General features: G+C 44.7%; 19 protein-coding genes and 1 pseudogene. 12 read left to right on the forward strand and 8 right to left on the reverse strand.

All coding sequences use genetic code 11. The features are described 5' to 3' along the window. Nucleotides 1–18: 18 nt before the first annotated feature. Nucleotides 19–1,050, reverse strand: a pseudogene (locus HGT73_RS00870) (IS630 family transposase). Between the two features lie 343 nt (nt 1,051–1,393). Between HGT73_RS00870 and HGT73_RS00875 the strand changes: the two are divergent. Together HGT73_RS00875 and HGT73_RS00880 are read left to right on the forward strand one after the other, a co-directional pair. Further along, on the forward strand, nt 1,394–1,825 hold the full coding sequence (locus tag HGT73_RS00875) for a GFA family protein (protein WP_214211750.1): 432 nt from the start codon (nt 1,394–1,396) through the stop codon (nt 1,823–1,825). A gap of 779 nt (nt 1,826–2,604) precedes the next feature. After that, nucleotides 2,605–4,980 carry a glucose/quinate/shikimate family membrane-bound PQQ-dependent dehydrogenase gene (locus tag HGT73_RS00880; RefSeq protein ID WP_214211752.1) on the forward strand — a complete coding sequence of 792 codons (2,376 nt, stop codon included), beginning with the start codon at nt 2,605–2,607 and terminating at the stop codon, nt 4,978–4,980. 195 nt (nt 4,981–5,175) lie between these two features. On the opposite strand, the gene HGT73_RS00885 is transcribed toward HGT73_RS00880, so the two are convergent. Then, the gene (locus tag HGT73_RS00885; RefSeq protein WP_214211754.1) at nt 5,176–5,463 is read right to left on the reverse strand and encodes a YjcB family protein; all 288 of its coding nucleotides are present in this window, start codon (nt 5,461–5,463) and stop codon (nt 5,176–5,178) included. Between the two features lie 201 nt (nt 5,464–5,664). Then, nucleotides 5,665–6,012: a superoxide response transcriptional regulator SoxS gene (gene soxS, locus HGT73_RS00890; protein ID WP_214211756.1), complete on the reverse strand. Its 348-nt coding sequence runs from the start codon at nt 6,010–6,012 to the stop codon at nt 5,665–5,667. 95 nt (nt 6,013–6,107) lie between these two features. On the opposite strand from soxS, the gene soxR reads away from it, so the two are divergent. The 4 genes from soxR to HGT73_RS00910 all read left to right on the forward strand — a co-directional run bounded on the left by soxR (nt 6,108) and on the right by HGT73_RS00910 (nt 9,677). Continuing rightward, nucleotides 6,108–6,632: a redox-sensitive transcriptional activator SoxR gene (soxR, locus tag HGT73_RS00895; RefSeq protein ID WP_214211758.1), complete on the forward strand. Its 525-nt coding sequence runs from the start codon at nt 6,108–6,110 to the stop codon at nt 6,630–6,632. 158 nt (nt 6,633–6,790) lie between these two features. Next, nucleotides 6,791–8,440 carry a Na+/H+ antiporter gene (locus HGT73_RS00900; protein WP_214211760.1) on the forward strand — a complete coding sequence of 550 codons (1,650 nt, stop codon included), beginning with the start codon at nt 6,791–6,793 and terminating at the stop codon, nt 8,438–8,440. 123 nt (nt 8,441–8,563) lie between these two features. Further along, complete coding sequence (locus HGT73_RS00905; RefSeq protein ID WP_214211762.1) at nt 8,564–8,998, forward strand: CidA/LrgA family protein; 435 nt, start codon at nt 8,564–8,566, stop codon at nt 8,996–8,998. Continuing rightward, complete coding sequence (locus HGT73_RS00910; protein ID WP_214212080.1) at nt 8,991–9,677, forward strand: LrgB family protein; 687 nt, start codon at nt 8,991–8,993, stop codon at nt 9,675–9,677. Before HGT73_RS00905 ends, HGT73_RS00910 begins: the two co-directional genes overlap by 8 nt. 45 nt (nt 9,678–9,722) lie before the next feature. On the opposite strand, the gene acs is transcribed toward HGT73_RS00910, so the two are convergent. Next, nucleotides 9,723–11,678, reverse strand: a complete 1,956-nt coding sequence (gene acs / locus HGT73_RS00915) for an acetate--CoA ligase (protein WP_214211764.1) — start codon at nt 11,676–11,678, stop codon at nt 9,723–9,725. 494 nt (nt 11,679–12,172) lie between these two features. Here acs and gltP point away from each other — a divergent pair, with 494 nt between their 5' ends. The 3 genes from gltP to yncE all read left to right on the forward strand — a co-directional run bounded on the left by gltP (nt 12,173) and on the right by yncE (nt 15,635). Next, the gene (gene gltP / locus HGT73_RS00920; RefSeq protein ID WP_214211766.1) at nt 12,173–13,477 is read left to right on the forward strand and encodes a glutamate/aspartate:proton symporter GltP; all 1,305 of its coding nucleotides are present in this window, start codon (nt 12,173–12,175) and stop codon (nt 13,475–13,477) included. 91 nt (nt 13,478–13,568) lie between these two features. Continuing rightward, a complete protein-coding gene (gene murQ / locus HGT73_RS00925; protein ID WP_214211768.1) occupies nt 13,569–14,480 on the forward strand; it encodes an N-acetylmuramic acid 6-phosphate etherase in 912 nt (303 codons plus the stop codon). 117 nt (nt 14,481–14,597) lie between these two features. Continuing rightward, entirely contained in the window at nt 14,598–15,635 is a 1,038-nt protein-coding gene (yncE, locus tag HGT73_RS00930; RefSeq protein ID WP_214211770.1) for a 7-bladed beta-propeller protein YncE, read from the forward strand. A 41-nt stretch (nt 15,636–15,676) separates the two neighbouring features. Here yncE and HGT73_RS00935 read toward each other — a convergent pair whose 3' ends face one another. Next, nucleotides 15,677–16,579, reverse strand: a complete 903-nt coding sequence (locus HGT73_RS00935) for a ParB/Srx family N-terminal domain-containing protein (RefSeq protein WP_214211772.1) — start codon at nt 16,577–16,579, stop codon at nt 15,677–15,679. 65 nt (nt 16,580–16,644) lie between these two features. After that, nucleotides 16,645–17,880 (reverse strand): peptide antibiotic transporter SbmA, encoded by a 1,236-nt coding sequence (sbmA, locus tag HGT73_RS00940; RefSeq protein ID WP_214211774.1) that lies wholly within the window; start codon nt 17,878–17,880, stop codon nt 16,645–16,647. 275 nt (nt 17,881–18,155) lie between these two features. Between sbmA and HGT73_RS00945 the strand changes: the two genes are divergently transcribed. Genes HGT73_RS00945 through HGT73_RS00955 form a run of 3 tightly spaced genes read left to right on the forward strand, consistent with a single transcriptional unit; the run spans nt 18,156 to nt 22,004 of the window. After that, nucleotides 18,156–18,890, forward strand: a complete 735-nt coding sequence (locus HGT73_RS00945; RefSeq protein ID WP_214211776.1) for a gluconate 2-dehydrogenase subunit 3 family protein — start codon at nt 18,156–18,158, stop codon at nt 18,888–18,890. A 2-nt stretch (nt 18,891–18,892) separates the two neighbouring features. Next, nucleotides 18,893–20,677, forward strand: a complete 1,785-nt coding sequence (locus HGT73_RS00950; RefSeq protein WP_214211778.1) for a GMC family oxidoreductase — start codon at nt 18,893–18,895, stop codon at nt 20,675–20,677. A 10-nt stretch (nt 20,678–20,687) separates the two neighbouring features. Next, nucleotides 20,688–22,004: a c-type cytochrome gene (locus tag HGT73_RS00955; protein ID WP_214211780.1), complete on the forward strand. Its 1,317-nt coding sequence runs from the start codon at nt 20,688–20,690 to the stop codon at nt 22,002–22,004. 51 nt (nt 22,005–22,055) lie between these two features. On the opposite strand, the gene HGT73_RS00960 is transcribed toward HGT73_RS00955, so the two are convergent. Further along, the gene (locus HGT73_RS00960) at nt 22,056–23,435 is read right to left on the reverse strand and encodes an MFS transporter (protein WP_214211782.1); all 1,380 of its coding nucleotides are present in this window, start codon (nt 23,433–23,435) and stop codon (nt 22,056–22,058) included. 383 nt (nt 23,436–23,818) lie between these two features. Beyond that, on the reverse strand, nt 23,819–24,673 hold the full coding sequence (locus HGT73_RS00965; protein WP_214211783.1) for a nucleoside-specific channel-forming protein Tsx: 855 nt from the start codon (nt 24,671–24,673) through the stop codon (nt 23,819–23,821). Nucleotides 24,674–25,035 lie beyond the last annotated feature (362 nt).

Consider the following 25,035-nt stretch of genomic DNA (forward strand, 5'->3'; position numbering starts at 1 on the left):
TAGCTGCGCCTAATACCGCTACACTTTTGCCAGTCCATGTTTCCCACCGGGAAACGGGCTGACAGTTTCCATAAAATGACGAACTTTCTTCAACAGTTGCCACATTGAACGGCACTGATGATTACGCGTTATCGTGTCATGAAGTGCCTGCCATAATCGTTCAACATGATTCACCTATGGTGAGTAAACCGGTTGGTAAATCACCCTGAACTTCGGATTTTCATGCAACCAGCGCTGCGTTTCTCGGCTTTTGTGGATTATGTAGTTATCCACGATCGGTGTTATTGTTTTTGCCCGCCGATACGTCGCTTTAAGGTGTTTTAGCAGACTGATGAACAACAGCGAACGTTTACTGCTCCCGCCTATATAGCTGACTTTTCCCGTGCCGCTGTACAGCGCGCCTGCCAGATAATATTTTTCATTCTGTCCCGGTGTTACCACACGTTTTTGTTGTCCGCGTAGTTGCCCGTTCGCGCCGATTTTAGGATTGAGATGGATCTCCACCTCATCTTCATAAAATACCGGATGTTCTGCGCTAAATTCGTCCAATGCTTTATGGATGGCGGCCATCTTTTCATCTTTATGCGGGTCACGGATACGCAGAGTTGGCGCGGCTCTTCGCCATACCAGACCCGCTAAAGGTAGCCAGCGGCGGATTGTTCCAGGATGAAGTTTACATCCGGTTATCTCATTAATTTTTATTGCCAGAAGTTCTGTGCTCCAGCGGGAACGCTGGTAGCCAAAATCACCAGGAGCATGTCTGATTAGTTCGCGTAATAGTGTGCAGATATGCTCAAATGGCCAGCGACGGGCCCCCCCGGCGGGTAAAGACTTCAGCCCTTCAACACCTGACAGCGTGAACCCGTTAATCCAACGTCCAACGGAAGAACGGGCACAGCAGAGCGTTCTGGCAACGTGACTCACACGGTCACCCCGATGTAGCATCAGCATGGCAGTCAACCTACGGGTATAATTTTTATCCTGCGTTTTATGGATTGCTTTTTGCATCATACGTCGTTCGTTACGAGAAATTGGTGCGATGATCGACATCGCTCAGTCCGGTTAGTGGTTTGTTTCTTGTTGGCGATTGATCAGATCGCATAATCCGGGCTGAGTTCCCTTAAAGTGATCGACTATTCGGCGCAGCTATTTAGCAATTGGATACCCTATTAGTGTTAGCAAAGCTTGGTGCTACTCATAAATTTTATTGAATTTCAACTTTAATGGTATATATCTTGTTGACTAATAGTGTTCTTGTTAGGTGTTCATCGGTGCTATAGGCCCTCCTTAGTGAGTAGGCTCAGGTGCACCCAATGCTATATATTTTCTCACGAATTAGTGCTCACTGGTGGTTGGACCTAATGATTTTACTACTCAATTAACGAGGCCTCAAATGCAAGGTACTTGCTTATGCACAACCATTCAGTTCACTCTTACTTACAGCCCCAAAAAGTTCTACCGCTGCCATTGTTCCTTATGCCGGAGGCAAACTGGAACAAAGTCCAATTATGCAACGTTAGTCCATATCGATAATTTTTCATGGGTTTCGGGAGAAGTAAGCATTCACTCTTGGAAGAAGTCTTCCGGTTATCGTAATGATTTTTGTTCATGTTGTGGGAGTACCGTACCTAACGTATTAGAGGGTGTCCCCTATGTTTGGGTACCGCTAGGGTTACTCGAATTCACGGCGAATGACGATTATTCCTGTGTTGCAGACTTCTGTATTGACCAACACTCTTCCTCTATTCCTCCTATACCTCCGCAAAAATTTAATGAACCGGTACAATCCTTAGCGGCACTCATTCATATACTTGGTATCAATTGATAAAGATAGTAGGCGCTCACTTTAGTATTGTTTCATAAATATTCATCCGCTTTTAGAACAATTCTGAGGTTCCACTCGTACCATACTCAGGATTTTGACTTACTCAACAAAAGTATCGTTAGTGAGGGATGTCGTTGCTAAGAGTAGAAAAGAATTTCTTAATTAACCGGTAGAGTCATCCATACCCCAGTGTACGACGTTGCTTTTCTGCTTTATGGGAAGCAATTTTCAGGGAGGGGTGATTATAGAGAGCAGTAGCAGGGAGAGGGCCGCTTAAATTTTTCTTGATATTTTGGTTCGTGTAGTCAGATGAGTTTTTAACATTTTGTCGGTTGCCGTATTTTTCATCGTAAGGCTAGTTATACTGACAGCGAAGGACGGTCAGTCTGTTAGTAATCACTTACAATCGTCAATTTCTTTTTTAGAACCAAACACGATAAAAACATCCCTAATCATTCTTTTTTCTTTAGTATGTACATTTTATGTTAAATAAAAATTGAGTGATTCATAAAAATTGTCAACGAACTGTGCAATAAATCATATTTTGTATAGAAATTTTTTATTAATAAGCCATACTAACCGCAGTTTTGGGAAAAGCGTAAACATTGGTTACAGTTTGGTGCTTTTTTCATCACAGGTGAATGTGAAAAATCGGAGATTGGCGCGGCAAACTGTATCCGACTTGAGTAATTAATAAATATAAATTTTCTGCTTTAGGGCGGTCTTATTGCTCCGATTTTTACATTTTAAAATAGCTGTTTTATTTAAGGTAGATTTCGATGTCTAGGGAACGCAGAGGCTTACGTCTCATAACGTTGTTATTCTCTCTGTTCTGCTGCTTATGGTTAATCATTGGTGGTGGATACTTGTTATCTCTTGGTGGAAGTAGTTACTACTTAATCACCGGTCTTGTCATGGCTCTCTTTACGGCACTACTTGCTAAACGTAAAGGCGGTGCTTTCTTTGTTTATGCCTTGATTCTGATTGCGACGGCCATCTGGTCTTATGTCGAATGTGGTATTGATTTCTGGGCATTGGCACCTCGCTTAGGTATTTGGACGCTGTTTGGTGTCTGGATGCTGCTGCCTCCTGTATACCGTCAGATTTCACGTCCTGAGACCGGCAACACACCTCGTACAGCAATGTTAATTGGCGTTATCGTTAACTTGCTAATGGTCGCAGGGAGTTTTGTGGTTAAAGATCCTCAAGAAATTGATGGAACCTTAAATATCAATAACGAAGCACCTGCAACGCCAAGTGTTGCCGCACAAGATTGGCCGGCTTATGCTCGTACTCAAGATGGTGTTCGTTATTCGCCGTTAACGCAAATCAACGATCAGAATGTCAAGGACTTACAAGTTGCTTGGACATATCGTACTGGTGATCTTAGGCGTGCGGATGACCCAGGCGAAATCACTAACGAATCAACACCGATCAAAGTCGGTAATCTACTTTATACATGTACCGCGCACCAGATTCTTATTGCCTTGGATGCGGCAACAGGTAAAGAGAAATGGCGTTTTGATCCTAAGATCAAATATGACCCTACCTTCCAGCATATGACCTGTCGTGGTGTTTCGTACCATGAAGTTTCTGCAGTACCTGCAAATGGTGCTCAGCCTGCAGCTTGCTCACGTCGTATCCTGTTACCCGTCAATGATGGTCGTCTCTTTGCGGTCGATGCAGAAACTGGACAAGTGTGTAAAGATTTCGCGAATAATGGTGAAATTGACTTACAACACAAACAACCTTACGCATACCCAGGGGGCTATGAGCCAACTTCACCACCGATTATCACTGATAAAGTGATTATCATTGCGGGTGCAGTAACCGATAACCTGTCAACGAAAGAACCATCAGGTGTTATTCGTGGGTATGATGTTAACACCGGGCAACTCCTTTGGGCGTTCGATCCAGGTGCAAAAGATCCGAATGCTATTCCTGCCGATGGTCAAAGCTACACCCCTAACTCGCCAAACTCATGGGCACCTTCTGCTTATGATGCGAAATTAGATATTGTCTACATCCCTATGGGAGTCAGCACACCAGATATCTGGGGGGGTAACCGTACACCTGACCAAGAGAAATTTGCGACAGGTATTTTAGCACTACACGCTTCTACAGGTAAGTTGGCATGGTTCTACCAAACCGTACATCACGACCTGTGGGATATGGATGTGCCAGCGCAACCGACATTAGCTGACATTAAGGATGAGCAAGGGAATACTGTTCCTGTTATTTACGCTCCTGCTAAAACCGGTGATATTTTTGTTCTGAACCGTATTACAGGGAAACCTGTCGTTCCGGCCAATGAGCACCCAGTTCCACAAGGTGCGGCAGAAGGCGATCATGTCTCAGCAACCCAACCTTACTCCGAATTCAGCTATCGTCCTAAAGCGATGCTGACGGATAAGAAAATGTGGGGTGCGACCATGTTCGACCAAATGATCTGTCGTATTATGTTCCACCGTTTACGTTACGAAGGTCCATTTACTCCTCCTTCCGTCCAAGGAACATTAGTCTTCCCTGGTAACTTAGGGATGTTTGAGTGGGGCGGTATTTCAGTTAACACTGATAAACAGTTTGCTATTACTAACCCAATGCAACTGCCGTTTGTCTCTAAACTGATTCCACGTGGTCCTAACAACCCGATCGAACCTGGTGAAGATGGTGCGAAAGGTTCAGGTAGCGAACATGGCCTTCAACACCAATACGGTGCGAAGTTTGGTGTAGAATTAAATCCATTCTTATCACCGCTTGGCCTGCCATGTATGGAACCTTCATGGGGCTTCGTTTCTGCAGTTAACCTGCAAAACCATGAAATTATTTGGAAGAAACGTATCGGTACTGTTCGTGATAGCTCACCAATTCCATTGCCACTGACAGTGGGTACCCCAATGTTGGGTGCACCAATTACAACAGCAGGAAATGTGTTCTTCATTGCGGCAACACTTGATAACTACTTACGCGCTTATAGCGTGAAAGACGGTAAATTGTTATGGCAAGGCCGTCTGCCTGCAGGTGGACAAGCAACGCCAATGACTTATGAAGTGGATGGTAAGCAATATGTAGTGATTAATGCTGGTGGTCACGGTTCATTCGGATCGACTATGGGCGATTACATCGTTGCGTACAAACTTCCTGATGCGAAATAAGCTCATCAAATCATCCCATTAGGGATGATTTGAGCGCAATATAAAAAGCCCCGAATAAGCTCATTTATTCGGGGCTTTTTTATGGGGTTAAAATAGGTATTTGGCGATAGATTAGCGAAGAGTGTGCAGCAAGAAGAAAAGAGGGGGGAAGCCTTGTAGACTATGACCATCGACTTCCCATACCCATTAGAGGGGTTATAAATTATTGCTGATGTAAATATCGGGTGATTGCTGTAGAGCGTAGTTGAAGGCATCGGTTGCGACATTGGCTATAGATTGCCAATTTTGCATAGTTAAATCGATACCAAAAAGACTAATAACGAACCAGCAAGAAGTACATAGCCCCAGCCCGGAGAACGCAACACTTGCCGCTTTTAAGCTACGTTGCTGGCATTTAATTTTCATTGCGCTTGCCATATACATTAATCCCGCACTCACCAGGCCCCAACGCATAATCAACAAACTTGTTGCGAACGTGGTCATTAACACTCCTCATAAGTTATCGATAGATAAGGTCATTGATCGATAGTTATACAATCAATAAACGTTAAAATGTGATTTAGCTCACATTATAACCAGAGAATGGATAAAATTGAAGGCGAGGTTAAAAAGTTAGCACTTTAGGCTCGCTATTGTTAACGAGCCTAAAGAGACAAAGCAGCAGTAGACTAAGCAATAAGCATCTTACTGAAAATTTTGCAGGCATTGGCAGTGTTGTGAGTGGCGGTATGCAGTCGGCGTAAGATCGAATTTACGACGAAAAACGCGCGAAAACGTTTGCTGAGACTCATAGCCGTATTGTAATGCAATGTCGAAAACGGGACGCTGACTAGAGCAGAGGGCTTCAGCCGCCTTAGCAAGTCGCTTGTCGCGGATATAGTCGCCAAGTGTTTGGCGCGTCATGACACGAAACATTCTTTGTAAGTGCCATTTAGAATATCCGGATTTTGCGGCAACTTCATCAATAGAAAGATTATTTCCAAGATTCTTATCGATCCACTCGGTGAGTGAGATGATGATTTCTTTTTGCATTTGGCGTCATTCCTCTGTTTAGTCATCACATACTGTGATCTCGAACAAGTTTTTAAAGTATAATTCCTCAAGTTAACTTGAGGTAAAGCCCAAAAATGAAAAAACAACGATCTCAATTAAAATCAAGACTTTCACCTGGCGAAGTGGCTAAACGAAGTGGAGTTGCGGTGTCAGCATTACATTTTTATGAGGCAAAAGGGTTAATTGCCAGTAGCCGCAATGCCGCTAACCAGCGGCGGTATAGTCGAGATGTCCTTCGTCGGGTGGCAATCATCAAAATTGCTCAACGGATAGGGCTTCCTTTGGCCACGTTAAGTGAGCATCTGGCGAGTTATCCACCGGATAAACGTATCACAGCAAAGGAGTGGGAACAGCTTACGGCTCAGTGGCGTGACGAGCTAGATAAGAGAATAGAAACCCTGATAAGACTGCGCGATGATCTCAATGGCTGTATTGGGTGTGGCTGCTTATCAATGAGTGATTGTCCGCTGCGTAATGCGGATGATCACCTCGGTAATCAAGGTAAGGGAGCTGTGTTACTTGAGCAAGATACAGACGATTCAGAGCTTTCAGCTGGGGATTTGCTTAATGAACTGTTAGTCTCCACAAAGAAGTTATAATAGGCTATAGGGGTGTTGTATTATAAAAATCGTTAATAACACGTTATTCAGCATACTCTTGCACTGAGTTCGGATTGACCGGTGTATTGTTAAGTCAATAAGAGAGCCTGTGACAGTTAATAGGTTTTGTTTTCTTCTGGAAAGGTTACAAGGAAAGCATGGAAATTTTTTTCACCATACTCATTATGACGCTAGTGGTGTCACTCTCCGGTGTCGCGGCACGAATCATTCCCTTTCAAATTCCGTTACCACTAGTACAAATTATCGCGGGTGCATTGCTGGGGTGGCCAAGTTTCGGATTACATGTCAATTTTGATCCGGAGCTTTTTTTAGTCCTCTTTATCCCGCCGTTACTTTTTTCTGATGGCTGGAAAACACCCATCAGTGAATTTCTGCACCATGGCCGAGAGATTATTGGCCTCGCGCTCGTTCTGGTGTTGATCACCGTAATCGGTATTGGATACCTTATTCATTGGACGGTACCCGGTGTTCCTCTTATTCCTGCATTCGCTCTGGCGGCAGTCTTATCACCGACCGATGCAGTAGCCCTTTCCGGGATTGTCGGTGAGGGCAGAATTCCCAAAAAGATTATGTCGATAGTCCAAGGTGAAGCATTAATGAATGATGCCTCTGGACTGGTATCGCTTAAATTTGCGATAGCGGTTGCAATGGGCTCAATGGTCTTTACTTGGTCAGGGGCTTCTATCGAATTTCTGAAAGTTGCTTTAGGCGGGTTGCTAGCTGGAGTTGTCATTTGCTGGCTATACGGTAAGTCCTTACGCCTATTTAGTCGCTGGAGTGGTGATGATCCGGCAACGCAAACTGTATTATTAATGTTGTTGCCCTTTGCCTCTTATCTAATCGCCGAGCATTTTGGTATGTCGGGCATTCTTGCTGCGGTAGCTGCGGGGATGACAATCAGCCGTTCCGGCATTATTCGACAAGCTCCACTGGCTATGCGTCTAAGAGCAAATAGTGTTTGGCAAATGTTAGAGTTTGTTTTTAATGGCATGGTCTTCTTGATGTTGGGCCTACAACTTCCCGGTATTTTGCAAACGACGTTGACGGAAGCCGAAGTTGATAACAACGTTAATATCTGGATTTTATTGCTAGCGGTTGCGATGATCTATACCGCATTAATTATCGTTCGCTTTGGCTGGCTGCTACTGATGCAACGCATAAGTAAGCGCTTACTTAATAAGCGGCCGATGGAGTTTAGTAACTATTCACTGCGCGAACTATTAGTCGCTACTTTCGCAGGGGTTCGCGGAGCAGTAACGCTTGCCGGTGTACTATCGATTCCTCTCTTCTTACCGAATGGCGAAAATTTTCCTGCACGTTATGAGTTAGTTTTTCTCGCGACGGGGGTGATTCTTTTTTCACTGTTAGCGGGGGTAGTAGCTTTGCCAGTATTACTGAAAGGTGTATCAGGGATCGATAAGGGAGAGACTGGACGTGAACTGCGTAATGCGCGAACTATTATGGCTAAATCCGGTATTGATAGTCTGTACAAAATGGAGGCCCGGTTAGCGAAAGACTCAACAGAGAATATTGACCCTGAATTACTGAAGGAAGTCAGCTCGCGGGTTATCGGTCAGCTACGTCGCCGGTTAGATGATAAGGACGATGTTGAACAAGCAATGTTCATGGAAAACCTAGAGAGACGCCTACGACTCAATGCACTGCGTGCGGAGCGGGCTGAGGCCTATCATTTGCGAGCGACAAAGCAGATCTCCGATGAGTCGATGCGTAAATTACTCCGCGATTTAGATCTCTTAGAAGCATTGTTGATCGAAAAAGAAGAGTAATGATGTCCCTATCCGGTAAGGATAGGGAACATGCTGTTTATTATCGATAATTTTTATTCATTTCACTGTTGATAAGCCTCGCTATATACTTAACTTTTATTAAGACAATAACGAGGCTCTCGTATGTCCACTTTATGGCGAACGCTCCGCCAAAAGTTGGTAACCGGTTCCATATGGCAAATTCCACTGCAACTCTGTATTTATATTGGGTTGTACCTTCTAGCCGGTATATTGGTGAACATTTTGCATCTTCCTCTTCCTGCAAATGTGGTTGGCCTAGGTATTTTATTGTTGCTGATCATGCTTCGCATTATTCCGGTTAAGTGGATTCGTGCGGGAGGGAATTGGTTATTAGCAGAGATGCTTCTCTTCTTTATTCCTGCGGTGGTCGCGGTGGTTAACTATGGACCGCTATTACGTACTGAAGGGTGGAAAATTGTTGCAGTGATTGCCTTAAGTACCGTTTTAGTCTTGGCCGCAACAGGCTGTGTGGTCGAGCGGGTCTTTCGTTACGAGATGTCCAGGGCTCAACGTCAACTAGGATCACATGATGAGTAGTGTGATGGTTAACTTTTTCTACTTACTGCTCACCGTCGTAATTTACTATTTAAATAAACGACTCTATCGGCGCTGGCGCTTACTACTGCTGATGCCGCTGGTCTTCACGCCATTGGTTTTAGTGGCCATACTAATGACCACGCATATTCCTTGGCAAAACTACATTGGCGACAATCATTGGTTAATCTGGCTGCTGGGCCCTGCAACTTTAGCATTCGCACTACCGGTCTATGAAAATTTACATTTAATACGTCGGCATTGGATGTCATTGGCTGCTGGCGTACTGACGGCAGTAACAGTCGCGGTATTGAGCTCGGTCTGGTTAGCTCGTTTGTTCTCATTGCCCGAGATGGTCGAACGAAGTTTGGCCGTTCGTTCGATAACCACCCCATTCGCATTAGCCGCAGCAAAACAAGTGGGAGGACAACCGGACTTAGTCGCCTTATTCGTGGTCATTACGGGGGTTTTTGGTATGGCCGTTGGCGATATCCTTTTTCTTCGCCTAATGATCACTCAGAGTATCGCCAAAGGGGCGAGTTTGGGGGCAGCTTCACACGGTGCGGGCACAGCAAGGGCTTATCAATTAGGGCCAGAAGAGGGGGTGGTATCAAGCCTTGTCATGATGTTGGCAGGAATTGTCACGATCTTATTTGCCCCCTTAATTCGCTTTATTTTTTAAAGCCGTAAAAAAGGGTCACACTCTTGTTGTGACCCTTGTCAATGATTAACGTAGTTGGATACTTTGTTTCTCTTCCAGTAATTTTTCTACAACACCCGGATCAGCCAAGGTCGAAGTATCACCAAAGTTACTCGTATCTCCAGCAGCTATTTTTCGTAAAATACGACGCATAATTTTCCCAGAACGGGTTTTGGGAAGCATTTCTGCCCAATGAAGAACATCTGGGGTGGCAATAGGGCCAATCTCTTTGCGTACCCATTGGCGAACCTCATTATAAAGTTCACTGCTCGGCTCTTCACCGCTATTGAGCGTAACATAAGCATAAATAGCCTGACCCTTAATCGAATGGGGAATACCCACTACTGCAGCTTCCGCAATTTTAGGATGAGAAACCAGGGCAGATTCAATCTCAGCGGTCCCTAAGCGGTGCCCGGAAACATTTAGGACATCGTCGACACGTCCAGTAATCCAGTAGTAACCCTCTTCATCACGACGAGCGCCATCACCACTAAAATAGTAATTTTCAAAGGTCGAAAAGTAGGTCTGTTCGTAGCGTTGATGATCACCAAATAATGTACGTGCTTGACCTGGCCAAGAATCGGTAATGACCAAGTTGCCTTCACATACCCCTTCCTGAATGATCCCTTCGTTATCGACCAACGCAGGGTTAACACCAAAGAAAGGACGTGTTGCAGAACCCGGCTTCAAAGGCGTCGCACCTGGTAAAGGGGCGATCATAAAACCGCCGGTTTCTGTTTGCCACCAAGTATCCACGATTGGACAACGGCTATTTCCCATTTTAGAGAAAAACCATTCCCACGCTTCTGGATTAATCGGTTCACCCACAGATCCTAATATTCGTAGAGAGCTGCGATCTGTACCTTGAATAGCTTTGTCGCCCTCAGCCATTAAGGCGCGTATTGCGGTAGGTGCGGTGTAAAGAATAGTGACTTGATATTTATCGACGACTTCAGCCATCCGCGAGGCAGTTGGCCAATTTGGTACGCCTTCAAACATTAAGGTGGTCGCCCCGCAAGCTAATGGGCCGTACAGCAAATAGCTATGGCCAGTTACCCAACCGACATCAGCGGTACACCAATAAATATCGTCGGGTTGATAGTCGAAGACATACTTGAAGGTCGTTGCAGCATAAACCAGATAGCCACCAGTAGTATGCACCACGCCTTTGGGTTGCCCTGTTGAGCCTGAGGTATATAGAATAAACAGTGGGTCTTCGGCATTCATGGCGAGAGCTTGGTGAGTCACCTCCGCCTGCGCCATTAATTCATGCCACCAGAGATCGCGTGATGCCTGCCAATTTGATACTTGTCCGGTGCGTGATAAGACCACTACGTGGTTGACGCTGGTCACCGAAGGATGAGCCAAAGCATCATCGACATTCTTCTTTAGGGCAATCGAGCGGCCTGCGCGTAAGCCTTGGTCAGCCGTGACAACCAATTTTGCCTGGCTATCTATGATGCGACCCGCGACGGCTTCCGGTGAAAAACCAGCAAATATCACCGAATGAATGGCACCGATACGTGCACAAGCTAGCATGGCGACGGCCGCCTCCGGTACCATTGGCATATAGAGGGCAACAACATCGTGTGCCTGAATTCCTAATGACGTTAGTACATTGGCAAATTGACATACCTGTTGATGTAATTCACGGTAAGTCAGCGTGCGGCTTTCTGAACCGTCATCACTTTCCCAGATAATGGCAGGCTTATCGGCATGTTGCTCAAGGTGGCGATCTAAGCAGTTGGCCGCGAGGTTAAGTTTTCCATCTTCAAACCAGCGGATATCAATATTACCGGGTGTAAAACTAGTATTCTTTACGGTAGTAAAAGGGGTCATCCAATCAATGATTTTTGCTTGCTCACGCCAAAATGAGGTGGGGTCTTCGACTGATTGACGATACAGTGCAGAGTATTGTTCTTGATTGATCAACGTATTGGCAGCGATGGTATCCATAATAGGATGGGTAATAGGTTGGCTCATGACAGGTCTCCTTTTCTTGTTAGTTTTATGTAAAAAAGCGCATGATAAAAGACCAAGCCAGTGATTTGTTCGGGTTATGTGCCAGAGATCACGGGATTGCATCATTAATTACCGAACTCTCTTTTTTATCGGTATTCTCAGCCATTCTGGCAAAATCAATCCTTATTGCCTAGCCAGTGACGAGAACAATAAATTTTTTTTTTCAAAACGTGCGCTTTTTTGAGGCTCAGAAATTATTCTTTTATAAGATAGGGTTATAAAAAACTATCGTTTATATAAGATAATTGATTATTAAAAGAGAATAATCTGATGTTCATCAGAGCTTGCGCTAGGTCAATAGAAAATGGTAATACATAGCACACAAAATCGCAGGGAGCGGTTTTAGCACACAAACATCAAAGACTTGCCTGTTTTAACTTTGGCATTTTTATTTCTGCGTACGTCTCTTGTCACTGAAGAGTAAAAGGCAGTTTGACTGAGGAAACCACTATTCTATGAAAGGCTTCAAAATCACCCTTGCTTGGCAAATCCTAATTGCATTGGTCTTAGGGGTTATTGCTGGCAGCATCCTCCATAACGCACCCGATAGCCGTGATTGGCTGGTGGTCAACATTCTGAAACCTGCGGGTGATATTTTTATCCATTTGATAAAAATGATTGTTATCCCAATTGTTGTTTCTTCTCTGATTGTTGGCATCGCGGGTGTTGGTGATGCGAAAAAATTAGGTCGTATTGGTCTTAAAACGATTATCTATTTTGAGGTCATTACAACAATCGCGATCGTCGTAGGACTGACATTAGCGAATGTCTTCCATCCGGGCACGGGTATTGATATGTCGGTATTAACCGCGACAGACATTTCAAAATACGAAGCGACGACGCAACAGGTTCAGAGTGGACCGCACAGTTTAGTGACCACTATTCTGTCGATTATCCCGCAAAACATTTTTGTCTCCTTTGTAAATGGTGACATGTTAGCGATTATTTTCTTCTCTGTTCTATTCGGTTTAGGTCTCTCTTCTCTTCCAGCCGAACATCGCGATCCCTTGGTTTCCGTTTTCCGCTCAATTTCGGAAACTATGTTTAAAGTAACCCACATGATCATGCGTTATGCACCAGTTGGTGTATTTGCGCTACTCACTGTGACGGTAGCTAACTTCGGATTTGCCTCACTCTACCCACTTGCGAAGTTAGTGATCTTAGTGTACGCAGCTATCCTACTGTTTGCATTTGTGATTTTGGGGTCTGTTGCTAAGATCTGCAAACTCAACATTTGGACGTTGATGCGTTTGTTAAAAGATGAACTGATCCTCTCTTATTCAACTTCGAGCTCAGAGACAGTGCTTCCACGGATCATGGAGAAGATGGAAGCCTACGGAGCACCGAAATCGATTACCAGTTTTGTGGTTCCAACCGGCTACTCGTTTAACTTAGATGGCTCTACGTTATACCAAAGTATTGCTGCGATCTTCATTGCTCAACTTTATGGTATTGAGCTCTCGCTAACGCATCAGATTATTTTAGTCCTAACCTTGATGGTGACATCTAAAGGTATTGCTGGAGTACCAGGTGTCTCCTTTGTCGTACTTCTTGCAACCCTTGGAAGCGTGGGAATTCCTCTCGAAGGACTTGCCTTTATCGCGGGTGTTGACCGAATCATGGATATGGCGCGTACGGCATTGAATGTTGTGGGTAACGCATTGGCCGTATTAGTGATTTCCTGCTGGGAAAAACAGTTTGATGTCAGCAAAGCTCGAGCTTATGAACAGAAAATGTTAGGAACTTCTCAAGCAAAATAACTGATTATTGATCCATAATGAGTCGGGAGTGACGGCGGGGTATAATGCCCACCATCACTCCCGTTTTTTTTGTCCAAAATAAGGTTTCATTATGTCAATTAATCTCCATCGCTTAGTGACAGAGGGCCGCAATGTTGCCAGTGAAAACATTGACCAGTTATCGACGGAAGAGATGCTGAAAGTCATTAATGATGAAGACAAAAAAGTGGCCTTAGCCGTCGAAGCTATTTTACCGCAGATAGCACAAGCTGTTGAGGCTATTACAACAGCCTTTGCTAACGGGGGGCGTTTACTCTATTGCGGTGCCGGAACCTCAGGGCGTTTAGGTATCCTTGATGCGAGTGAGTGCCCACCTACATTTGGTACACCGCCTGACCAAGTAATAGGGGTTATTGCTGGAGGACATAAAGCAATTTTACAAGCAGTTGAAAACGCTGAAGATAATATGGAGAAAGGGGCTGAGGACCTACGTGCATTGGGGCTGGGAGAGAACGATGTTCTTGTTGGAATTGCGGCCAGTGGTCGCACACCTTATGTACTTGGTGCATTAGATTGGGCAAAGCAATCTGGTACCGTCACCATTGCGTTGAGTTGTAATCCCGAGAGTGAAATGGCAAGCCGCGCGGATATCGCGCTGAGTGTAATTGTGGGGCCGGAGGTGGTGACTGGGTCCTCACGAATGAAAGCCGGGACAGCGCAAAAAATGGTTCTAAATATGCTCACAACCGGGGCTATGATCCGCAGTGGCAAAGTCTTTGGAAATTTGATGGTCGATGTGGAAGCCACCAATCTGAAACTTATCCAACGACAAAGGAACATAGTTATTGAGGCGACAGGTTGTCAGCCAGAGCAGGCGCAGGCAGCATTAACCGCTTGTGGTGGCCATTGCAAAACGGCTATTGTCATGATCCTCGCCGAGATAAGCGCTGAACAAGCGGTGGCAAGGTTAGCGAAGTACAAAGGATTTATTCGTGCGGCGTTAGCCAACGAGAATAATAAATAACGAAATGATTATATTTATCATTTGAAAAATCGATTACACTCTTAGCGTTTCTCAACATGACAAGCGCTAAGGACTCTGTTTTTATTCCCCATCGCGCAATTACAGAGGTAATGATTAATGCAACGCAATACTCTTTTTCGTCCGCTGTTGTTGGTGACTGCACTCCTTTCAACAACTGCTTTTGCTAATGAATCAAACGTCATAAGCCACCCTATTTCCAAAGGGCTTTATGAACTGTCTTATGGCCAATCACCTCAGCAATTGTATGTTGCCAGTGCAGGTGCTAGGCAGGAAGCTGGCGGTGCCGTATACGTTCTTAACCCTCAAGATCTAACTGTTGAGCAAATAATCAAAGAGCCGCTTAAACCTTTTGGTATGGCGATCGATAATGCCCAACATATCCTCTATACAGGTAATACGCGTGATGGTTCGATTACCGCGATTGATTTAAAAACGCAGAAAATTATCGCGCAACAGGTTGTTGAATCACGTCAACGTAGCGAAACATTTAGACCACCACAAATCCGTGAAATTGCGGTCGATCCGACGACTCATCAAGTCTACGCTACCGGTGTAGGGGCTGATAGCGTGGTATGGGTTCTGGACGGAAAATCCCTCAAGGTGATAAAAACGATCACTGGTGTGGGTAAAATGGCTACCGGGTTAGCGTTAGATCCACAGCAGCATACACTTTATTTGACCAATGCTGATGCAGAATGGATCAAAATTGATACTCAGCGCAATACCGTTGTCCAACGGACTAAACTCGCGATCGATGGCGAACATATGCTGTTAAATATTAGCCTAGATACCGCGGGACATCGGGCCTTTGTTTCTGACTTTAAACAGCCGCAAGTGTTAGTCATCGATACGCAAAACAGCAAGGCATTAACCAGTATAAAAGTGCCAGAGTCGTTAGGCGTGTTATTTAACCCTCATCGTCAAGAGTTGTATGTCACTCACCGTCAAGCAGGTCTGATTAATATTATTGACACTAAAACCTATCAAGTTAAGCGTACTATTAAGGCAGACGGAATGCCAAATAGCTTAGCGCTCTCTGATAAAGGTGACGTGTTATATGTCAGCGTTAAGCAGGCTTCTTCGCGTGAAAAAGAAGCCACGCAACCGGACACGGTACTTCGTATTACGTTATAAATACGCTGTTCAAGGCCTCGTGTTGAGGCCTTGAATACCGATTATTTGCCGTTAAATAAGAACGATATCTTCCCGCCGGGTTCCGCTAATTTCGCTAATTTTTTCTCATTCACTGTTTTACGTTGCCCCAACTGGTACAGTGTGGGCGATTGAGCACTCTGTGTTGCTGGCGAGCTCCCTTTTGCTGCCACGAGTTTTTCTGCCGCGCGATGAAGATAAGCCATGTAGCCAGCTTGGGTTGAAAGCTGTTGTGCGGTGACTGGCTGTTCGCTGCGAAGCCAGCTACCAAGATAAAACTCTAAAAAAGGTGGTGCGTGCTCTGGCTTATCGTAGGCGATGCCTCGTAAAAAATAGACGACTGAACGATAAGGATCATTTTGCATGGCCTGCATACTGACCTGAAGGGGTAACTGGTCAGGTGAGATCGTTTTTCCTTGGGGATCTTTCAGCCAAGCTAAATGCTGCTGCTGCATTATCTCCCAAAATGCTGCCATTGAGGGGAGATGACTAAAATTGTTGGTGATCCGTACAGAGAAAGGAAAATCTTGGTCATTCGCTAAAGCACGATAAGTTGAAATGGTATGGTGACCATCAGTGAGATAGATATGGTGGTCAGGCCCTATCACGGCGCTTTTAACTTTCTTTGCCTCGGTACCCTGAGCGGCTAAACAGGTAAAACTATCAGGGCGGCTCAATGACGAACTATCATCAAACTTTTTTATCCCTTTTGCGCCAATATCCTGACAGAAACTTTCAAATAGCGCTTGCCGATCGAGGCGTAATTTAGCCACCTTGATCTTAACTTCATCATCACCAATTGCTGGTTGTGTCGGGCGAATCTGGCTCACATTGATGGTTTCAATCGTCTGAGCTTGAGTGACAACACTGCACGTTAAACCGGTGGTCAGTAATGAGCTGAGAAGAAGGGATGTGGTATATTTCATCGTTATCATCTTGTTCCAAGAAGGAGAAATAAAAGGCGAGTCCTTTCACCTTTTATTCTCGTTAGTTATTCGCAAGCATCATCGATTAAGTCTTGATGAGGCTTATCTTTGAGGATCATTTCAAAGCTATGGAGACGTTTGTAGATGGACATCAATTCTACCAATGTTGACCACGAATTAATCAAATATTGGAATGACGAGCGAACTTGGTCAAAAACGTTAGAGATTTGATTCATCAATCCCAGTGTGATAGTTCCTGCCACTATCGCTGGGAAAAGAACAAAAAGTCCAAAAATATTATCCACTTGCAGGTATAAAATACGTGTAATATTAAAATAGAGATAGTGGAAATAGAGACGAAAGTAGTTATAGCGAACTTGATGGAACAGCGCTTTTACCGTGGGAGGAGTCGCCCGGTCTGGGTTATCTTCACCGTAGACTAACTCTTTACGATAAGCAGCTTCAACCCGTTGATTTTTAAATGATAGTCCCGGCAATTTTATCCCGACCACGGCCAATAGTGCCGTACCAAATAATGACCATACAATCGCAATAATCACCAAGGCGTAAGGGATATTGCCAATAATTGGAACCTCTTTCACATGCACTGAAAGTTGTGCCAAAATCGGCAGGAAAGCGATAAGCGTCATGATGGCTTGTAATAAGCTTACACCCCAACTTTCTAATGTATCCGCAAAGCGCATGGTATCTTCCTGAACCCGCTGTGAAGCCCCCTCAACATGACGTAATTGTTTCCAGTTCGACATAAAAAAGTTATTCATCGCCGTCCGCCAACGGAATACCCAGTGGCTAACGAAAAAATTATTCAGCACACCGACTACAACCGCAACCAAGGCAATACCTAAAAAAGTATAGATTTGGTGATAAAAGGTTTCTATTTTTACCGATCCTGCTTTACTCAGCGCCTGTTGGATAAGATCACCGAAAGGTGCGTACCAGGCATTGATCGCGACACCGACCTGCACACCAAACCATGTGGAAAAAATAATCAGTGCCGATCCCCATACTGACCATCGTTGCCAAGGGTGCTTATCGATAATCCACCATACTATCGCAAAGAGTCCGACCGCAGTCCAAAAATAGAAATAAAACCAGAGGTAATTTAGCTGCCAGAAACGCGCAACGGAAGTGGGTAGTGGTGCCAGAAAGGCTTTGGCCATTAGTGGGATGTGCGCGGGAAATTGCGCGGCAACACCGAACCAAAATAGAACCACGACCAGACTCCACATCGCTGCGCTTATAAAAAAGAGCAGAGGGCGTGGAAAAAAAGACTTAAACATGAGAACTCCCTGAAAATTAATTTCTACGACGACTATACTAGATAGACCGGCTGGAGAAGCATCTTAGCGGCGATTAAAAAATATATTCCTATAACAAGATGTTAAATCTCGTCACAAAAAATAAGTGTATATAATTTTTGGTGTTACAAAACTGTGATATAATTGAATTGTTACCGGTAACCAACTTATAAAACCCTACAGAATTGCCGGACAATACCGTCACGCTATCTTTCAATTTTTTCATGCTGCATCATTTGCAGTATTAAGGCAATGTCATGTCAGAACAAAAAAACGGCCAGTCACGTCGTGATTTTCTGCTGAGAACTATCGCTATTGCTCCCGTTATGGCCGTTGGAACTGCCGGGATAGGAGCCCTAGAGAGTCGAAGCGTCTTAGCGGCAGATAACACTTCTTCCCTCGACGCTCCTGCGCGAGACTATCAGCCGACGTGGTTTACCGCTGAGGAGTTTGCATTTATCACGGCAGCCGTCGCGCAACTTATCCCGAAAGATGAGCGTGGTCCCGGTGCGCTAGAAGCGGGGGTGCCTGAGTATATCGATCGTCAAATGAGTACCCCTTATGCCACCGGTTCCAACTGGTATATGCAAGGACCTTTTACGCCGGATGTTGATAAAGATTTTGGTTATCAGCTCCCATTGGTACCCCGCCAAATCTATCGTTTGGGGATCGCGGAAGCTAATCAACAAAGCCAAAAGCTCTACGGCAAGGTTTTTGCTGAGTTAACGCCCGCACAACACATTGAATTTCTGACTGCCTTAGAAGCAGGTAAAGTTGAATTCCAACAATTACCCTCAAAGACTTTTTTCTCATTCCTTTTACAGAATACGCGCGAAGGCTTTTTCAGTGATCCAATCCACGGTGGTAACCAAGGACTGGTCGGTTGGAAGCTGATCAATTTTCCAGGTGCGCGAGCAGACTTTATGGATTGGGTTGAGCGTGGTGAACGCTACCCATTACCGCCAGTATCAATTCGGGGTGAGAGAAGTTAATTATGGCTAATGAACAGCAAAAAGTAGATGCAGTCATCGTCGGTTTCGGTTGGGCGGGGGCAATTATGGCGAAAGAGTTGACCGAAGCTGGCCTTACCGTTGTCGCACTGGAGCGTGGACCACATCGTGATACCTACCCAGACGGATCCTATCCGCAGTCGATTGATGAATTGACCTACAACGTGCGGAAAAAACTTTTCCAAGACTTATCAAAAAGTACCGTGACTATCCGCCACAATCCTTCACAGACAGCTGTACCTTATCGTCAGTTGGCCGCTTTTTTACCCGGTACAGGGACTGGCGGTGCAGGATTACACTGGTCTGGCGTGCATTTTCGTGTCGATCCTGTAGAGCTGCGCTTACGGAGTCATTATGAAGAGCGCTACGGTAAAAGTTTCATTCCAGAAGGGATGACGATTCAAGATTTTGGTGTGACTTACGACGAATTAGAACCTTTTTTTGACCAATCGGAAAAGGTTTTTGGAACGTCAGGCACAGCATGGTCCATTAATGGCAACGTTGTGGGGAAAGATAAGGGAGGAAACCCATTTGCGGGTGACCGCTCAAATGATTTCCCATTACCCGCACAAAAAAGAACCTATTCAGCTCAGCTCTATTATAAAGCCGCCCAAGCGGTAGGCTATCATCCTTATGATATGCCTTCTGCTAATACCTCGGGGCCTTACACCAATACCTATGGGGCTCAGATGGGGCCGTGTAACTTCTGTGGTTATTGCAGTGGTTATGCCTGTTATATGTATTCAAAAGCCTCGCCTAACGTCAACATACTGCCTGCTCTTCGCCAAGAACCGAAATTTGAACTGCGTAACGACTCTTACGTGTTAAAAGTGAATCTGACTGACGATAAAAAACGTGCGACAGGTGTGACTTACGTCGATTCGCAGGGTCGTGAGCAAGTACAACCGGCAGATCTGGTTATCCTTTCTGCGTTTCAATTCCATAACGTCCACCTCATGCTATTGTCGGGTATTGGTAAACCGTACAACCCGATCACTAACGAAGGCGTTGTGGGGCGTAATTTTGCTTATCAAAACATCTCGACCTTAAAAGCCTTATTCGATAAGGACACGACAACGAATCCTTTCATTGGTGCGGGAGGTGCAGGTGTCGCAGTGGATGATTTCAATGCCGATAATTTTGACCACGGTCCCTACGGCTTTGTCGGTGGCTCGCCATTATGGGTAAACCAAGCGGGAGTTAAACCTATCTCTGGGTTGCCTGTTCCTGCAGGAACCCCCGCGTGGGGTAGTCAATGGAAGGCGGCTGTTGCTGATACCTACACACACCATGTCTCAATGGATGCACACGGTGCTCATCAGTCTTACCGAAATAACTATTTAGACTTGGATCCTAATTACAAAGATATTCATGGTCAGCCACTACTGAGAATGACATTCGATTGGCAAGAAAATGATATCAAAATGGCCCAGTTTATGGTGTCTAAAATGCGTAATATCGCGGAAGCGATGAACCCGAAATCAATCATCGGTTCTGCAAAAAAGGAAGGAACGCATTTTGATACCACGGTTTACCAGACGACCCATATGAACGGTGGTGCCATTATGGGTGAGGACCCTTCAACGAGTGCGATAAACCGTTACTTACAAAGCTGGGATGTGCATAACGTCTTTGTACCTGGTGCGTCTGCTTTCCCTCAGGGATTGGGGTATAACCCAACCGGATTAGTCGCCGCTCTGACTTATTGGTCGGCAAAAACTATCCGTGACGTCTATCTTAAGAACCCAGGCCCGTTGGTTCAGGCATAAGGAGAGGCTAATGAAAAAGACTTTTTTGACGTTATTATTAACGATAACCTCTTTCAGTGTGCTGGCTGATGATTCCGGTGATTTGGTTAAACGGGGCGAGTACCTCGCTCGTGCAGGAGATTGTACCGCTTGTCATACAGCTAAAGGTGGAAAACCTTTCGCAGGGGGATTACCGATGGTTACCCCAATTGGCACAATTTATAGTACCAACATCACTCCGGACAAACAGACAGGGATCGGCGATTACAGTTACGACGATTTCCAAAAAGCAGTGCGTCAGGGCATTGCTAAGACTGGTGAAACGCTTTATCCAGCGATGCCTTATCCATCCTATGCCGTTGTAAGCGATGACGATATGCACGCACTCTATGCTTATTTTATGCAGGGTGTGCCAGCCGTGAATCAAGAGAATAAAGCGACTGATATTCCGTGGCCGCTGTCGATGCGCTGGCCGCTTGCTATCTGGCGTAAGATGTTTGCCCCAGACGTGAAATCTTTCGTACCGAACGCGCAAGATGATGAGAGCGTTAATCGAGGACGCTACCTTGTCGAAGGCTTAGAGCATTGCGGTGCTTGTCACACGCCACGCAGCATTACAATGCAAGAAAAAGTACAGAACGGTGAAGGCAATACCCTTTATCTTGCAGGGAGTAGTGCGCCGATAGAGGGTTGGACGGCCAATAATCTACGTGGGGATAACCGCGATGGATTAGGACGTTGGAACCAACAAGAGATAGAGCAATTTTTGCGCTATGGGCGTAATGATCAAACGGCCGTTTTTGGCGGTATGACGGATGTTGTTCAGCATAGTCTTCAATATTTGACCGACGCTGATATTACAGCGATAGCGCGTTACTTAAAAACCCTCTCCCCTCATGATCCGCAGCAAGCACCGTTTACTGAAAATAATACAGTGGCTAAAGCCTTGTGGCAGGGCGATGATCAGATAACAGGAGCGAGCGAATATGTTGATAACTGCGCCGCTTGCCATAAAACGGATGGTACGGGTTATAAGCGCTTTTTCCCACAACTAAAAGGCAATCCGGTTGTTTTAACTGAGGATCCAACCTCGTTAATTCATATTATTTTGACGGGGGCTCATTTACCGGGCGTTAGCGGTGCACCTTCGGCAATCACCATGCCAGCTTTCGGATGGCGGTTGAATGATCAGCAGGTTGCTAATCTGGCTAATTTCGTTCGCACCAGTTGGGGCAATACTCAATCTTCAGCAGTGACGGCGGAGGATGTCGCGAAAATACGTAAGCAAGACAATGTAAAAGACCAGCTAGGAAGCAGTAGTATTGGAACGCTAGAAAAACAGCAATAGTCTTTCTTTAATTGAAAAAACGCGGTGATGAGTATCATCACCGCATTTTTTTTAGATATTTTCGAGATCTTTCCCCCGAGTTGTTGGACCAAAAATCGCGACGGACAGCATGACCATCAACATACTAAAGACAATAAATAGTATAACGGCACTGCTTCCGGCAGAGGTCAGAATCAAACCAATCAGGATACTACTTAATGCTGTTGAGAGGCGGCTAAACGAGTAACAGAAGCCGACTGCCCGAGCACGGATAGCGGTCGGGAAAATCTCGGTTTGATAAGCATGATAGCTATAGGTTAACCATGCATTGGAATAGGTAATTAGGAAACCACAGAGCACCATTATCCAAGGTTGATGGGTGAGCGCAAAACCTGTCCCGCAGATTACGGTCATTAATGATGCCGCTACAATCTGCCATTTATTTTCGAGTTTATCGGCATAAAGCGTACAAAGTAGTGACCCCAATGGGTAGGCAAGGGTGATAAAGAACGCATACAACAGACTGTGTGAAAGCGAAGCCCCTTTACCGGATAACAGGGTTGGTAGCCAGTTACCGAAGCCAAAAAAGCCAATAGCTTGAAAGAAATTCATCACCATCAGCATCAGAGTACGCCGACGCCATTTAGCTGACCAAATATCGCGAAATTGACCTTTAATGACTTCCGCATGGGCATTAGTGGGTAAATCGGTCACTATCTTTGCACCGCAGCGTTTTTCCATAGCCATCATAATATGATGTGCCTCTTGAACCCGGTTTTTCTCCATAAGCCAACGTGGTGACTCAGGAAGATGCCGTCTTATCAACCATATTATTGCGGAAAAGAGTGCACCAATAATGATGACCCAACGCCAGCCAGCTAAGCTAAACCATTGGTGAGGGATCAACCACCAAGATAATAGCGCTACGGCAGGTACAGAGAGAAACTGGATAAAGAAGGCGAAAGCAAAGGCTTTGCTGCGTAAATGGGCCGGTGTCCATTCAGCTAAATAAGTATCGATCGTGACGAGCTCAACACCTAGACCCATACCGACTAAAAATCGACATAGCAATATCCCTTCACTACTTTGTTGAAAAGCCATGATAAGTGAAAATAGCCCGTACCAGCCTAGCGCAAAAATAAACGTTAACCGGCGACCATAACGATCAGCAAAGGGGGCGAGGAGGCTGGCGCCAACGAATAGTCCCAAAAAAGTTACTGAGGCAAAAGCAGCCTGATCAGAAATACCGAAGAGACCCTCTTCTCCAAGATGAAAAATATGATCAGCGACTAATCCACTGCTGATATAGCCCGTTTCAAACAGGTCAAACAGCTCAAAAAAACCACCGATTGCGAGAAGGCTGATAAATACCCACAGTGGTCGAGTTGCTGGCAGGGCATCAATACGTGCGGCGATGGTTTGAGGGGGGAGAGCATTGAAATCGACAGTCATTAGCAGGTTCCGTTAATATTCTGTTTGCATAAAAATTATTATTTTTTTAGTTCAGTGATGGCATACGTATTCGTTACCAGCATAAAGCAAGTTAACAATTGAAGTTATGAAATTTGAATTGTTGAACGATAAAATTATCTTAGCGCGGTTGATCCTGCAAAGAGACCCGATGAAAATTTTAGTTCAGCAATACCCAGTAGTCTATCGCTCAATATTTAACCGAATAGAAGTATTGTTTGGTTATTGATCGTAGAGAAGAAAGGCGGCGCGAAGGGCATTGGTAACAATCAATGAAAATACCATAATGGATGACTATAAAAACAACTGGCCACATTATGTGGCCAGTATTTATCACAGCGATGAGGGTAAATGGAGGGAGAGTATTAGAAACTGTAACCGGCAACTAGATAGTAACCCCAACCTGTGTTATTAGTTTGTGAACTTCCCAGATCTGCACTACCTTCCCATTGACCGCCATTATGGAAATAACGAGCGACAAAAGAGTAATGCCAATGATCGTAACTCAACGATAAAATATGGCTAGAAGCGATCGCATTTTTAGTGCGTACAGTACTGTTATTACCTAAATCCGACCCCCAATCAAAATTGGTGAAACCAATATAAGTCAGATTTCCGCCCCAGAGTGGGGCAATTGGGTACATATATTTTACTTTGAAGCGATAACCGTCCCAGCTATTTTCATTTACTGCACCGTAGTTTTCCCATTGATATTTGGCATAGACATTCAATGAAAGCGACAGTTTTGTTCCGGTATCGATATCGGTACCTAAGCCCATATACCATGTATTTTGACGGCTTTTATTATTTGGACCCATATCGTAGATATAGTTGTTTGCAAAATACCACTGCTTAATTGGGCCAATACTGAGGTCTGTGTTAGTCAGTTTATCAATAGAGAAACGGGGTTCTATTTCCATAAATAATGGCGAACCTTTTCCTTTATCCCATATACCGACATCGTTTGCGTTACCTGTACCAAAAAATTTTGGTACATCAATATAGCCATAAAAATCTAACCAATCTTTATGAGCAAAAGCTTCATATTCTAAATAAATATCATTATTAGGATGAGGTCCAAAACGCGTATGGTAACTACCAACGATATTGGCACTTTGGTGCCACCAATCAGAAAGGTATTCTGGAGAATCGTCTGCCCAGACGGAGGTTGCAGCTGTCGTCGCTAATACAGTTGCGGCTATCAGTGATTTATAGTTCATTATTATTTGCTCATCGATGGTGTAAAACGCGAAAAAAATAGGTCTTACAGATCGTTATGGTTTGTTCCATTGCGAAAGATCTGTTTGACGGAGGGGATTTTACCCGTAAAAGAACCGTTGTGCGGAACTATAAAAAAATTATAATGTGATCAATGTCTCATTTTTTATTCCTAATAATGAACTTTTCACAAAATTTTTACTATGTGATGGAAAAATAACCACTATTTTCTACCTGATAAGGGATATACGTCGATTGTAAGATAAAGCCATGCTAATATTAAAAAAATGAATAATTAATCGGTTGATTGTTAAAACCTTCTTAATATAAGTGCTTGCTATTGCAACATTAGGGCGTACGTTTG

This window comes from Rosenbergiella australiborealis (assembly GCF_018494035.1).
GTDB lineage: Bacteria > Pseudomonadota > Gammaproteobacteria > Enterobacterales > Enterobacteriaceae > Rosenbergiella > Rosenbergiella australiborealis.